General features: G+C 38.6%; 8 protein-coding genes. 7 read left to right on the top strand and 1 reads right to left on the bottom strand.

The window, feature by feature from the left end; genetic code table 11:
- Positions 1-53 precede the first annotated feature (53 nt).
- The 4 genes from folC to purF all read left to right on the top strand — a co-directional run bounded on the left by folC (position 54) and on the right by purF (position 4,217).
- Complete coding sequence (gene folC, locus HQQ94_RS14410; protein WP_173295071.1) at positions 54-1,319, top strand: bifunctional tetrahydrofolate synthase/dihydrofolate synthase; 1,266 nt, start codon at positions 54-56, stop codon at positions 1,317-1,319.
- A 29-nt stretch (positions 1,320-1,348) separates the two neighbouring features.
- Complete coding sequence (locus HQQ94_RS14405) at positions 1,349-1,909, top strand: SPOR domain-containing protein (protein WP_173295070.1); 561 nt, start codon at positions 1,349-1,351, stop codon at positions 1,907-1,909.
- A 210-nt stretch (positions 1,910-2,119) separates the two neighbouring features.
- Complete coding sequence (locus HQQ94_RS14400) at positions 2,120-2,608, top strand: CvpA family protein (RefSeq protein WP_173295069.1); 489 nt, start codon at positions 2,120-2,122, stop codon at positions 2,606-2,608.
- Between the two features lie 94 nt (positions 2,609-2,702).
- Complete coding sequence (purF, locus tag HQQ94_RS14395) at positions 2,703-4,217, top strand: amidophosphoribosyltransferase (RefSeq protein ID WP_173295068.1); 1,515 nt, start codon at positions 2,703-2,705, stop codon at positions 4,215-4,217.
- A gap of 81 nt (positions 4,218-4,298) precedes the next feature.
- Here purF and HQQ94_RS14390 read toward each other — a convergent pair whose 3' ends face one another.
- Complete coding sequence (locus tag HQQ94_RS14390) at positions 4,299-8,321, bottom strand: response regulator (protein ID WP_173295067.1); 4,023 nt, start codon at positions 8,319-8,321, stop codon at positions 4,299-4,301.
- Between the two features lie 146 nt (positions 8,322-8,467).
- On the opposite strand from HQQ94_RS14390, the gene HQQ94_RS14385 reads away from it, so the two are divergent.
- From HQQ94_RS14385 to HQQ94_RS14375, 3 genes are all read left to right on the top strand, one after another.
- Complete coding sequence (locus HQQ94_RS14385) at positions 8,468-9,580, top strand: HD-GYP domain-containing protein (RefSeq protein ID WP_173295066.1); 1,113 nt, start codon at positions 8,468-8,470, stop codon at positions 9,578-9,580.
- Positions 9,581-9,966: 386 nt separating this feature from the next.
- A complete protein-coding gene (locus tag HQQ94_RS14380; protein WP_173295065.1) occupies positions 9,967-11,967 on the top strand; it encodes a DNA topoisomerase III in 2,001 nt (666 codons plus the stop codon).
- 827 nt (positions 11,968-12,794) lie between these two features.
- The gene (locus HQQ94_RS14375; protein ID WP_173295064.1) at positions 12,795-14,282 is read left to right on the top strand and encodes an aerolysin family beta-barrel pore-forming toxin; all 1,488 of its coding nucleotides are present in this window, start codon (positions 12,795-12,797) and stop codon (positions 14,280-14,282) included.
- Positions 14,283-14,494 lie beyond the last annotated feature (212 nt).

The raw sequence follows: 14,494 nt of genomic DNA, 5'->3' as shown, positions 1-14,494 counted from the left end.
GTATGTAGTGTTATATCTTTAAGATTATTCAAATAGTTGGGAAGCTAACAATAATGTCCATTACCTCCGAAAAAAATACCAGTTTAGCGTTATGGTTAGATCATCTTATTGCCATACATCCTCAAGAGATTGATATGGGATTAGAGAGAGTTTCTATCGTTGCTGATCGTTTGGGATTGAGAAGTTTAGGTGAGACAAAGGTGGTGACCGTTGCAGGGACGAATGGCAAAGGAACCACTTGTGCTATCGTTGAGCATATTTTATTGCTGGCTGGCTACACTGTAGGTGTGTACAGCTCACCCCATATACTCAAGTATAATGAACGTGTTCGAATAAATGGTAAGGATGCGCAGGATGAGCAGTTAATTCAAGCATTTGAGATGATAAATGCTGCTAGGGAGAATATTTCTTTAAGCTTTTTTGAATTCGCAACATTGGCAGCGCTCTTTATATTTAAGTCAGTAAAGTTAGATGTGATCTTGCTTGAAGTTGGATTAGGTGGGCGATTAGATGCGACCAACATGATTGATTCTGATATCGCAGTGGTCACATCGATTGATCTAGACCATCAGGAATACTTAGGCACTACTCGAGATTCCGTTGCGACTGAAAAAGCGGGGGTATTTAGGACGCTAAAGCCTGGGATAGTAGGTGAGCCTGACATCCCCAATAGTTTGTTAGAGGTCGCGAAGCATAAAGGCACAGATCTTTACTGTGTTAATCAGCATTTTAATTATCAATTGAGTGTGGACAATAACCAACAATGGGATTTTAATGGCATAAGTCGTTCAATGACTCAACTGCCGTTACCACAATTACCGCTTCCAAATGCTGCGACCGCTCTGGCTGTTATCGAGTTGGGGTGGCCCAATATTTCTACTGAGCTCATTAAGCGGGCGATTTCAGATGCCCGTTTAGCGGGCCGATTAGAAGTGGTGAGTCAGCAACCCTTGATCATGCTTGATGTTGCCCATAATCCTCATGCTGCAAGGTATCTCGCGACTCGTTTAAACGCGATTAAGCCTACACGTTTATTTGCCGTATGTGGCATGCTAAAAGATAAAGATTGCACGCAAGTCATCCATATTTTAGACGAAAAAATTGATCATTGGGTATTCATCGGGCTTGATACGGATAGAAGTGCGACTCCTGAAGATTTACAAGCGGCATTATGTGATTCAAGCTCCTCATCACAATATACGAATCTAGCGTTGGCATGGAGTGAGCTTAGTTTAATCCTGACTCCGGATGATGCCGTGATAGTCTTTGGATCTTTTTATACGGTGGCTGAATTTAAAGCCTTAACACTCAATTTTTAAGTATTTCAATGGTTTTTTAGGGAGGCAAATTGTCTAGTCATTTTCAGAACCGCCTAGTCGGAGTTATCGTTCTTGTTGCCTTAGGGGTCATCTTTTTACCGGATATTTTAGACGGTAAAACAGAACATCAAATTGAGCATTTTGCGGAGATCCCACTGCGTCCAGAAGTGAAAAAGGTCGAATTACCTCAAGCAGAGATTAAGTCTGTGGAGCTGAGTGAAATTGAATCGGGGTCAAACTCTGCTCCAGATGAACTCGATGAATTAGTGCATGCAATTGAGGAGAAAGAGGCTCAAGAGAGTAAAGCGGCATCAATCTCTCATAAGCTTAACAAGTCGAGTGTGTTGGCCTATACCTTACAGTTAGGCAGTTTTAAGAGTGCGACTAATGTGAATGGATTAGTTAAACAATTAAGAAATAAAGGTTTTACTGCTTATACACTACCTGAACACCCTATAGATGGGCAGCTCACTAAGGTATTTGTAGGGCCTGATGTATCAAAAAGCAAATTACAAGCGTTACGTTCCGATATTAAGAAATTAACTAAACTGACTGGACGTATTGTTAATTACGATCCGATGGCTTTTTAACATTAGGGTGTTACCGTTCTATTTTTAGTCAAAATACAGTTTTTTCACATTAAATCATGATTGTTTTTTACTCGATTTATGTCAATAGGCAGCTTCAGTCGAAAACAGTGATTAGAAATAGAAACAATATTTTTCATCATTATGGTGAGAATGTCTTTAGTCTCTGTTAAGATCTTGCCGTCTTAACTCCTTTGCTGGATTACTTTTCCAATGGTCTGGATTGATTACGCCATTTTTACTGTTATAGGAGTATCGACTCTTATTAGTTTGCTTCGTGGTTTCGTTAAAGAAGCCATGTCACTTGTGGTCTGGTTTGCTGCATTTTTTGTTGCCAGTCAGTTTTATCAAGATCTCTCAGTTTATCTCACTCAGATGCAAGATGAAATGTTACGTAATGGCATTGCCATTGCTATCCTTTTTATTGCAACATTAATTCTTGGGGCGTTAATTAATTACCTTGTTGGGCAATTAGTGGATAAAACTGGGCTATCTGGGACAGATAGAGTACTTGGTTTGTGTTTCGGTGCACTAAGAGGTGCGTTAATTGCGAGTGCTTTATTGTTTTTTATGGATGCTTTTACTGGTGCACCCAATACCGATTGGTGGCAGAGTTCCAAAATAGTGCCAGAATTTGGTGTCGTTATTCAATGGTTTTTTGATTACGTGGAAAACACGTCTAGTTTTGTTCCAAAAATATAAAATGATTTACGTATTATCGGTTCCTAAATAGCTTTTTTATTAATAGCTTAAGGTTCTAACTAATCAGAACATCTTACAATGAGGAAGCTTACCCATGTGTGGTATTGTCGGAATAGTTGGTCGAACTGCGGTTAACCAACCAATTTATGATGCACTAACTGTACTACAACATCGAGGACAAGATGCTGCAGGTATCGTGACGGTTGATGGTAGTGCATTTAGATTGCGTAAGGCGAATGGTCTGGTAAAAGACGTGTTTGAAGTTAAACATATGCTTCGTCTTCAGGGCTGTGCAGGGTTAGGTCATGTTCGTTACCCTACTGCTGGCAGTTCAAGTGCATCTGAAGCACAGCCTTTTTATGTGAATTCTCCATTTGGAATTTCATTGGTTCACAATGGTAATTTGACCAATACGGTTGAGTTACATGATCGCCTGATTAAGCAACGTCGTCATGTCAATACCACTTCAGATTCTGAGGTTTTGTTGAATCTACTTGCCGATGAGATCCAGCAGTGTAAAAATGAAAATTTAAGCGCTGAAGAAGTATTTGATGCCGTAGCAAAAGTACACTCATTGACTCGTGGTGCCTACGCCGTTGCAGCCTTGATTATCGGTCAAGGTTTAGTGGCTTTTCGTGATCCGTTCGGGATCCGTCCTTTGGTTCTTGGTAAACAAGAGACTGAAAATGGCACTGAATATATGGTGGCTTCTGAAAGTGTGGCTTTAGACGCTGTTGGTTTTAAGCTCATGCGTGATGTTGCACCTGGCGAAGCGGTCTATATTTCGCTTGAAGGTGAATTATATACTCAGCAATGCGCTGATTCACCAAGCTATGCGCCTTGCTTATTTGAGTTTGTTTATTTTGCCCGTCCAGATTCGACTATTGATAAAGTCTCAGTGTATGGCAGTCGTGTCAATATGGGGGCTAAGTTAGGCGAAAAAATTAAGCGTGAGTGGGAAGACCATGATATTGATGTGGTCATTCCAATTCCTGAAACTTCATGTGACACCGCGCTTGAAATTGCACGTCATTTAGCGCTTCCATATCGTCAAGGTTTTGTTAAAAACCGTTATATTGGTCGCACGTTTATTATGCCTGGTCAACAAGAGCGCCAAAAGTCAGTGCGTCGTAAGCTCAATGCTATAGGGGTGGAGTTTAAAGGTAAAAACGTACTACTTGTTGATGATTCAGTGGTTCGTGGTACTACCTCTGAGCAGATCATTGAGATGGCCCGTGAAGCGGGTGCTAAGAAGGTCTATTTTGCTTCAGCGGCGCCTGAAATTCGTTTTCCGAATGTTTATGGCGTCGACATGCCGACGGCCAGTGAGCTTATTGCACATGGAAGAGACGTGGATGAGATCAGTAAAATGATTGGTGCGGATGGTATGATTTTTCAAGATCTAGAAGATCTTATTGAATCCGTTCGCATGGAAAATCCAGAGATAAAACGTTTTGAAACATCCGTTTTTGATGGTAATTATATTACAAATGATGTCGACCAAGCTTATCTTGACCACATTACACAATTACGTAATGATGATGCAAAAGCCAATAAAAATAAAGATATAGGAACTAATTTAGAATTGCATAATGTTTGTCATCCTTAGTGGGTTAAGCACTGTAATACTTGATTAGACGATATTCTTCAACAGTAAAAAAACCGTTCTCATCTTTATGGATCGGTTTTTTTATTTATGGGTTGCCGTTTCCATCAGTTTTTCAGTTAATTCTTTGGCTTTATCAAAATCGAAAGTTTCAATGGCTTTCTCGATGTCATTAAAATCTAATGGATGACTAATCAGAGAGTGTTTAACTCTGTGTATTTCCTCTAGTGCTTGAGTGTCATAATTTTCTATCATAGTGATTAACGTGTCTAGAGAAACATTATCATCAATAGACTCTACTGGCTCTTGCTTTGGAATTGGAGACTCAGTCACTATTGGCTTTGCTACTTCGATATGAGTACGTAGGGTGTGTAGGTGTTCGATGATCCTATCAACTTCGACTTCTTCAGGATAAATATGGTTATTGAGTGAATCCTCTATCTCTTTTGCCATATCAGACAGGGTTGCTGCCGCCATATTTGAGGCTGCCCCGCGCAGTGAATGTGCAGTCCGTGTCGCTGTTTCAATATCTTTAATGATCATAGCTTGCTTGAGATTAATCATTGCCTCAATCTGTGAAATGACAAAGCGCTCTAGTATCTCCCAATATTTAGTTGTATTACCTCCAATCCTTGATATGCCTAACGCGATATCAATACCAGGTACCTCATCTATTTTACATTCAAGATTGGATTCTTTAATTTCTGTGAATTCGTTTTTATCAGTGTGTTCTTGCTCATTAATAATCGATTTTTTTGAATTTTCAGGGGTGAACTCAAGGATATACTGTCTGAGTTTTGTTTTAAGGATCGTAAAGTCGATGGGCTTACCTATGTGGTCGTTCATGCCCGCGGCTTTACAGTTTTGCACATCGCTTTCCATGGCATTTGCTGTCATCGCAACGATAGGTAAGTGGTCATATTGTGTGTTTTTACGGATCGTTTCCGTAGCTGTAATACCATCCATTACGGGCATTTGCATGTCCATGAGTATCAGATCAAAGCTGGTTTCAGCTAATTTATCTAAGGCTTCCTGACCATTATTTGCGACAGTGATATCAAGGTTAAAAGGCTCCATCATTCCTACAGCAACTTCTTGATTAGTTTCATTATCTTCAACAAGTAGTATCGACTTTCCACTTAAGTCTAACTTTATTTCCTCAATGTTTTCATGTTTACCATGGTCTTTAAGCTTGAGGTTTTCTATGCCGTATGCATTCATTACAGAATCAAAAAGAATGGAAGGGTTAACGGGTTTGATAATGATCCCATCAAGCAATTGTTGAATATCATCGGTCATGCCGACTTCACGGCCGTAGGCAGTAACTAGAATAATTTTTGGTTGTTTGATGAGATCCATTGCTTTGATCTTCTTAATGGTTTCTATCCCATTAATGCCTGGCATGTTCCAATCCATAAAAACTAATTCATACGGGTTAATGTTTTCATTTTCGATTGCCGAGAGTGCTTCTTGTCCATTACTAACAGCAGAAGGACAAAATTTCATCATAGTAAGTAAGTTAACCAATATTTCTCTAGCCACATCATTGTCATCCACAACAAGCATAGGCTTATTAATTAAATTTTCGATTGGTTGGTAGTTTTTCTTCATTTTTGCATCTTGCAACTCACAATCTAAAGTGAAGGAGAAAGTTGAACCTTGAGCTGCTTGACTGGTGACCCAAATTTTTCCTCCCATGATTTCAACTAACCGTTTAGAGATGGTCAGTCCTAAGCCTGTGCCGCCATATTTACGAGTGATGGACGCATCTGCTTGAGAGAAGGACTTAAACAGCTTTTCTTGCTGCTCTGGTGACAAGCCGATCCCTGAATCACTCACATCAAATTGAAGACTGAGTATTGAGTCGGTTTGTTCAAGTAATTGGACTTTGACAACGACTTCACCCGATTCAGTAAATTTAATGGCATTACCACATAAGTTGATAAGAATTTGGCCTATACGTAGTGGATCACCCACTAATGCAAGTGGAATACGAGGGTCGATATCAAATAGAAATTCCAAGCCTTTCTCATCAGCTTTTACTGCAATGATGTTAGTGAGATTATCAAGTACTTCATCCAGTCTAAAATCAACATTCTCAGTGACCAGTTTTCCTGCTTCCATTTTCGAGAAATCCAGTATGTCGTTAATGATCCCGAGCAGTGATTTTGCTGCCATGTCGATTTTACTCACATAGCTGCGTTGTTTAGGGTTGAGATCAGAATTGAGTGCTAAGTGAGACATACCAATAATGGCGTTCATTGGCGTACGGATCTCGTGACTCATATTGGCAAGGAAATCTCCCTTAGCTCTACTGACCTCATCAGCGGCCTCCTTCGCTTTTCTTAATTCAACTTCCATTTGTTTACGTTCTGTGACATCGAGCAGTAAACCAACGACCCCATCGGGATCGCCTTTGGTGGAGAAGAATGTCGCTTCATATACCATGACATCTCTTAAATCACCGTTGGCATTAATTAAACGTGCCTCGTAGTCAAGTGAGCCAATATTTTCAAGCAGTTGAGTCTTTGAGTTTTCAAATTGTTGGGCTGTTTCTTTTTCAAAAATATCTTTAGGGGTTGAACCTATAATATCGGCTTCAAATAATCCAAAGAAAGCGGTAAAACTCTCATTTACACCAATGTATTCGCTGTCGACATTGCGGTAATACATCGGGTTCGGGATGGCGTCTAAGATTTGACGGTTCAGCTCCAGCTGTTCGACGACTTTTAGTTCTGTTTTCTTTTGTATCTCTAGGTTGCGGGTCAATTGCACGCCAATAGCCAGATCGTCGATGACATCTTTTATCCAGAGCTCGACACTGTCTTCCAGGGGAGACAAGGTGCCTATTTCGAGTAAGCCAACAGGCGATTGATTGACGACTAAAGGGAAGTAATGCATTTCAGCTAATGACAGGTTGCTGCCGTTTAGCATGATAGAGTATTTATCGTTTAAATTTTTGAAGTGACGGTATTCTTGACCATATAAAATGCTTTTATGTGTTGAATCATTATGGGTATAACGTTTTGGAGAGTCTGAACTGTAGCCAATACCAGCGACTCGTTCTAAGGCTTCACCATCTAAGACGTATATCCCAATTAAAGGTAGGTTGAGTTTTGAAATTAGAAAATGATTAACATCTTTACCTAATGATTCTGTGTTCTCTTGTCCTCGCAGCACCACACTGAAATCTTTCAATAATGCGTTACGTTGCAGCTGTCCAGAGACATTTTTAAGTACATTATTTAGCGCTTTATTGAACACCCCCATCTCACCTTTGGTATTTTCATCTAACACAAAATTGAAGTTATTTTCAGCCACATGGTCAATAACAATTTTTTGCATGTTCTTAAGTGGATAAATATACAGGCGCCATTGCAAGACAAAGAAGCAGATAATACTGATAATGAAAACAAAGAGGCTTAGCATTTGAATGTTGTAAATGAATTCCTCAGACTCAATGTTGAGAGTTTGCTCCGCATAAGCCCTATCATTCAAGGAACGACTTGCTATGCCTATCATTGTTATCACTTTAGAGGTATCACTGAGGTATTGAACACTCAATAAATTGTTCATGACATCGGGGTTAGCATTAGGGTTATTGGTTAATCGAGTGAGTGCACGGCGCTCATCTGCAGCGGTTTCGTTTGCTTGTTGTAGTGCCAGACTTAACTGAGTTAACTCATAATCATTTGCACCCATTTTTTTTATTTTATCTATAACAGGAAAGCTATCTATTGATGAAATATCGTTCAGTTTTATGAGGTTAAATTCGGGGTTTAACACTTTTTCCCAATAAGTGATAGAGGTGCCTTCCGGAAACGTTGCGGTACCATTTCGAATAGCCATCACTTGCTCAAACAAAGCAAGCCAACGCTCACTCCCAGTTAAAGCATAAAGTTTAGCAAATGCAGTTTGTTGGTTGGTGCTTATTCTTAGTTCATGGAGTAAGTCGTTGGCGGTATGTAAACGTGTAAAGTTGTCAATAAGGTGCTCTTCGTTTTGTTGATGATAAACAGTAAAAGTGATGCAAATGAATAGGCTTGTCAGTATTAATGAGAATAAGGCCTTAGATGTATAACTTAAGTGAGCTTTGGTTAAAGACATTTTACTATGCTCCAGCGTAACTTAACCGACATTGATATTTACCTATATTCACCTGATAAAGAAAGATGAGACATTTTTTAGGTGCAATATTTATTTTAGACTTATAATTTCAATAGGCTTAATTTTATTGTTGTGTGGAGTTAAAAATGACGTTGGATAGTGGTTTTTTTACAGAGGATAGTAAACGAACAGTACTCATTGTTGATGATACTCCAGATAACTTGACGTTATTACACGAACTTTTAAAAGATAATTATCAAGTAAAGGCAGCGGTGAATGGTGTGGTTGCGATAAATATCATTAATAAAGGGGGAATTGATATTATCCTATTGGACATCATGATGCCTGAGATGGATGGGTATGAGGTCTGCCGACGTGTTAAACGTGATCATGAAACATGTGATATTCCTATTATTTTTCTGACTGCTAAAAGCAGCATTGAAGATGAAACCATGGGATTTAATTTGGGGGCAGCTGATTATCTGACTAAACCCATTAGTCCACCCTTATTATTGGCCCGGGTGAAAACCCATTTAGACATTAAGGCCTCAAAAGACTTTTTAAAAAATCAAAATGTGTTACTTGAAAAGGAGGTCAAGCGACGTACTCAAGAAGTAGTCAATGTTCAAAATGTAAGCATAATGGCGATGGCTAACCTTGCAGAAACTCGCGATCCCGATACAGGGTTTCATATTAAACGTACTCAAATTTATATGAAACTGCTTGCCGTTCAACTGAGTACTAAAGATAAGTACCATGACATGCTGACTCCTGATTACATTGAACAGTTGTCGACTTCAGCTCCTTTGCATGATCTAGGTAAAGTGGGTGTACCTGATAGTATTTTATTGAAAGCTGGCAAGTTAACGGGAGCAGAATTCGAAGTGATGAAAAGCCATGCTTATCTTGGGTTTAAGGCGTTAGATGCCGCAGAAAAACAAATGGATGAAACAGATGGTTTTACCTTTTTGCACATTGCTAAAGATATTGCTCATTATCATCATGAAAAATGGGATGGGAGTGGTTACCCTGATGGGCTAGTTGGGGATAATATTCCTTTATGTGCCCGTATGATGGCGATAGTTGATGTGTACGATGCGCTGATTAGCAAACGTGTGTATAAAGATGCTATGCAGCACGATGCTGCAATGAGTATTGTGCTAGAGGGAAAAGGCACACATTTTGATCCCCATTTAGTGGATGCATTGGTTGAAATTGAAAATCTTTTCTCTGTTGTGGCAACGAAATATAAAGATTAACAATTAGATACCATTATTTCTCTCTCCTGAGTTTATGCAGTAACATCATTTTTTATTGATCTTTGACATGAGCATGTTGGCGTGATTTAGGAATGTACTTCAATCCAGAGGGATGGTCGGTCTCTTTGTACAGATAGAAAATCAGCGGTTTATAAGCGTTAAGTCAAATGCACGCCCCAATCTAATAGAAATAACTAATTAAATTCACTTCTTGAAATAGATTTTATTGCTTACCCCCTTTCTTCAATAGGGTTAGCTTTATTATAGGGTAACCTTAAATTTAAATGAGAAAGAAAAGGGTTAAGTTAATATCATAACGGTATATTGCGGACATTAGCACTTTAGGCTAAAGTTACTGGTAATTTATACAGTGTTGAGTGTTTCTTATGATTCTTTATATCGCTGAAAAACCGTCCTTGGGACGTGCTATAGCAGATGTGTTACCAAAACCTCATAAAAAAGGCGATGGGCATATTATTTCAGCCAATGGAGATTGTGTTTCATGGTGTATTGGACATTTGTTAGAACAAGCTGAGCCAGATGAATACGATCCGGAGTTTAAATCCTGGAAGTTTGAACATCTTCCTATTATTCCACAAAAGTGGAAAATGAAAGTGAAACCTAAAACCCGTTCACAGCTTACGGTGTTACGAAAGCTAGTTAAGCAAGCCACACAATTAGTGAATGCTGGGGATCCTGATAGAGAAGGTCAGCTCTTGGTTGATGAGGTTATTGCACATTTTGGCGTAAAAGGAGAGAAATTACATTCAACTCAACGCTTGTTAATCAATGATTTAAATCCACAGGCAGTGAAGCGAGCATTAGGTCAGATGCGCAGTAATCGAGAGTTTATTCCTCTGTCGACATCTGCTTTAGCCCGCTCACGTGCAGATTGGCTTTATGGGCTTAATATGACGCGTGCCTATACGATACAGGGGCGTAAAGTGGGTTACCAAGGGGTATTGTCAGTAGGGCGAGTGCAGACACCTTTATTGGGATTAGTGGTACGCCGTGATGAAGATATTACCAATTTTATTTCCAATGCTTTTTTTGAAGTATTAGCTGATCTCACCACTGAAAAAGGTGAAAATTTTAAAGCGAAATGGCAACCTAGTGTTGCATGCCAAGCTTATATGGATGAAGAGGGGCGGGTGCTTTCTAAAGGACTTGCTCAAAATGTTGTTAGTAGGATAACAGAGCAACCTGCTCATGTATTGAGTCTTGAAAGTAAAGATAAGCAACAGAATCAACCTTTGCCATATAGTTTATCAGCTCTGCAAATTGATGCTGCTAAACGTTATGGTATGAGTGCGAAAGAGGTGCTTGATATTTGTCAGGCACTTTATGAAAAACATAAATTAATCACTTATCCCAGATCTGATAGCCGTTATTTACCCGTTGAGCAGTACTCAATGGCATCTGCAGTGGTTGGTGCGGTATTAAACGGGGCTAGCGAGTTGATTATAGGGTCTGAACAGCCCGATTTAAAGATTAAGTCTAAGGCGTGGAATGATAAGAAAATCGATGCACATCATGCCATTATTCCTACTGAAAAAATGGTCAACCTAAAGGTGTTGAGTCAGCGAGAATGTCAAATTTATCTACAGGTGGCGCGTCAATATTTGGCGCAGTTTTATGGTCCTTATCAATATCACGAAACGTTAGTTGTAGTTGATATTGCTGGTGGTAAGTTTAAAACGAAAGCTAAACAAGATAGAGCATTAGGGTGGAAGCAGCTTTTTACTAGAGAAGATCCCAAAAATGGGGTTTCTAATGATAACAAAGATCATGAATTAGACACATTACAAGTGTTACCAAAACTGGTAAAGGGCCAGCCACTGCACTCAGGCCAAGGGGTGTTAGTGGAGAAACAGACTCAAGCGCCTAAACACTTTACTGATGCGACTTTACTTAGTGCCATGACGGGCATAAATCGTTATGTGACAGATCCTGAGATCCGAAAAATATTAAAAGATACCGATGGCCTTGGTACCGAAGCGACGCGTGGCGGAATTATTGAATTATTGTTTAAGCGAAATTTTTTGATCAGACAAGGTAAATTCATACAGGCTACCGATGTGGGGCGAGGGCTGATTAATAGCTTACCTGTGAGTGCAACCACTCCTGATATGACAGCGTTATGGGAGAGTAACTTAGATGCCATTAGTCGAAAAGAAGCAAAATATCTGACTTTTATGGCACCGTTACTTAATACCTTATCTAGCTTAATTAGCCAAGCGGGTGCCCAATTACCTTCAGCCTTACAGGGTGTCAGTTCTTCAATGGGTGGTGCTTATAAGAGAAAAAGTTCAACATCAAGTACTAAAAAAACTCGCTACCCACAAATTGGGGGTAAAAAATCAACCATGAGTCATTCTACTCGTTAGTATCAAGAGAATGCGTATGTTGAATCTCAGATGGGTTGATTTAATAGGCTGATTGTTCATGTGTTCAGTCAAGTTAGCGATTTACTTTACTCTCCATCTTTAGTATGAATTATTATGCTTTTGATTGGCATAATTAGTAAGGCACTAATGTTGCTTTTTTATATGATGTTCTGCACTAAAACCAAAGAAAAGGATCAGGTTGTACAGTATTGCTGATTTTGTTTTTTTATGAGTGATTAGTATGTGTCAATGTGAATATTCTGGCTGTAAATTGATTGTCATTGTTTGTTTTTTTGATGGTTACAAGGTTGTGGTAAGTAATATTCGTAAATATTTATTTCAAGTGAAGGTTTTTAATTTAACAAGCTAATATCAATTTTTTAAATTGGATTGGTAACTGTATTTATTTGATTTTATTGATATAAAATAATATTCATTTTATATTTAAAAAAAGAAAAGAAGTCTGATTAACCATTTCATCTTGGAATAGACCTAATGAATCTCTTAAGTTATCAAGGCTTATGATTAACTTGGTGTTTATTTCTCCAGAATGCCCTGTTTAATGCTTTAGGTTTATGTTTTATTAGCGGGGAGTAAAGGTTTTTTTATGCTTAACATGTGTCTTTTACTTTGAATTGAACACATATGTCATTATTAACATTTGCAACATCTCAGCATCAATTAAGTTGTTATTCCGTACGATATTTTGTTTGACATTAGTTTGTTTTTTAAGCAGGTTAGGTTGTGTAAGCTCAATAACTATTCACTGGTTGCTAAATTAAAACGTCGAATTTTATTATCTGACAACATTGATAGAGAGGTTTTACATGAGAAATAGAATATGGATCGGTACTTCATTATTGACAATGGCCTATCTGCCATCGATGGCATTTGCCAATATAATAGAGCCTATTTATCCTGATAAATTAAAGATATTTAATTTAGGTTCTGAGGTGTGTGGTACTGATTACCGAACATTGACACGGGATGAAGCGCAGTCAGTGAAATCATCCATTGTTAATATGATGGGGACATGGCAAATTTCAGGTCTTGCTAATCATTGGGTCATTATGGGGCCTGGTTACTACGGAGAAATAAAACAAGGCAGCGCGAGTAATACTTGGTGTTATCCGACAAATGATAATAGCGATACTATTCCTGTTTTATCTACTAACGAGATCCCTGCAGGGGACGAGATTGATGTTCAATGGAAATTGGTTAATGATCGGAATAATTTTGTTAAACCTAATAGCTATTTAACTCACTATCTTGGTTATGCATGGGTCGGGGGGGATCACAGTGATTATGTTGGCGAGGATATGGATATTACTCGAGAAGGAGATGGTTGGCTTATTAAAGGCAATAACCAAGGTTCCTGTGATGGGTACCGATGTAGAGATAAATCCACGATTCGAGTTAACAATTTTGCCTATACTTTAGATGAGAACCGTTTTTCTCATGGTAGTATTACCGAATCGAATAAAGAGTTAGTGAAAACCATTAGTGCGAACGCAGTCAATAATACAGATGTGCCTCAACAAGTAGTGATTAATTTACGATATGACACATCAACGGATTGGTCAAAAACCAATACTTATGGTTTGAGTGAAAAAGTGACCACGAAAAATACATTTAAATGGCCTCTTGTTGGAGAAACTGAATTATCAATTGAAATTGCGGCGAATCAATCATGGGCATCTCAAAATGGCGGCTCTGAGACTAATGGGGTGACTGTTGAGGCTAGGCCAATGATCCCAGCTCATTCCTCAATTCCTATCAAGATTGCGCTTTATAAATCCAGTATTTCTTATCCTTATCAGTTCAGTGCAGATATCAGCTATGACATCACACTCAATGGTTTTTTACGTTGGGGAGGTAATGCTTGGCATACTCATCCGGAGAATAGGCCAACTCGTTCTCATACCTTTACTGTTGGGCGTTGGAAGGATAATGCCAGCAGCATAAATTATCAGTGGGACAAGCGTTACATCCAAGGCGAGGTTAATTGGTGGGATTGGTCCTGGATGATAAAGGAATACGGTTTGTCTACGATGAAAAATACACTTGCTAAAGTATTGCGTCCAACTAGCTCCTCAGTGAAGGGAAATTTCTTTGCAGAAAGTCAGTTTGCTGGTGATATTGAAATAGGTAATGCTCCGACTAAATCCACACTACAAAGAAGAAGTAAAAGGGATGTGTCTGCACAACAAGAGAATAAAAATGTGCAGTTAAACGATGTTAATTTTACGATTGATGAATTGGAATCTTTAGGTTTTAATGATGTAAAATTAAGTATTACTACCGTCAATCAATAAATTTTATGGTATTTTTACGGTGCTGATTTGATGAGCTAGATACTATTACCATTGAGAACGGTAATAGTATCTAATGAAAATAAATTAACATTGTAAATAGTGTTGATAGGTCATTTTATACATTCCCCTAAGGAATTGTTAATATTAATAGCAGAGTTTATAGCCTGTTATTTCTTATGTTGTCGATATTTATGTTGTGGAATATTTAATGT

This window comes from Shewanella sp. VB17, assembly GCF_013248905.1.
Taxonomy (GTDB): domain Bacteria; phylum Pseudomonadota; class Gammaproteobacteria; order Enterobacterales; family Shewanellaceae; genus Shewanella.
This window is presented reverse-complemented; position numbering and strand designations above follow the sequence as displayed.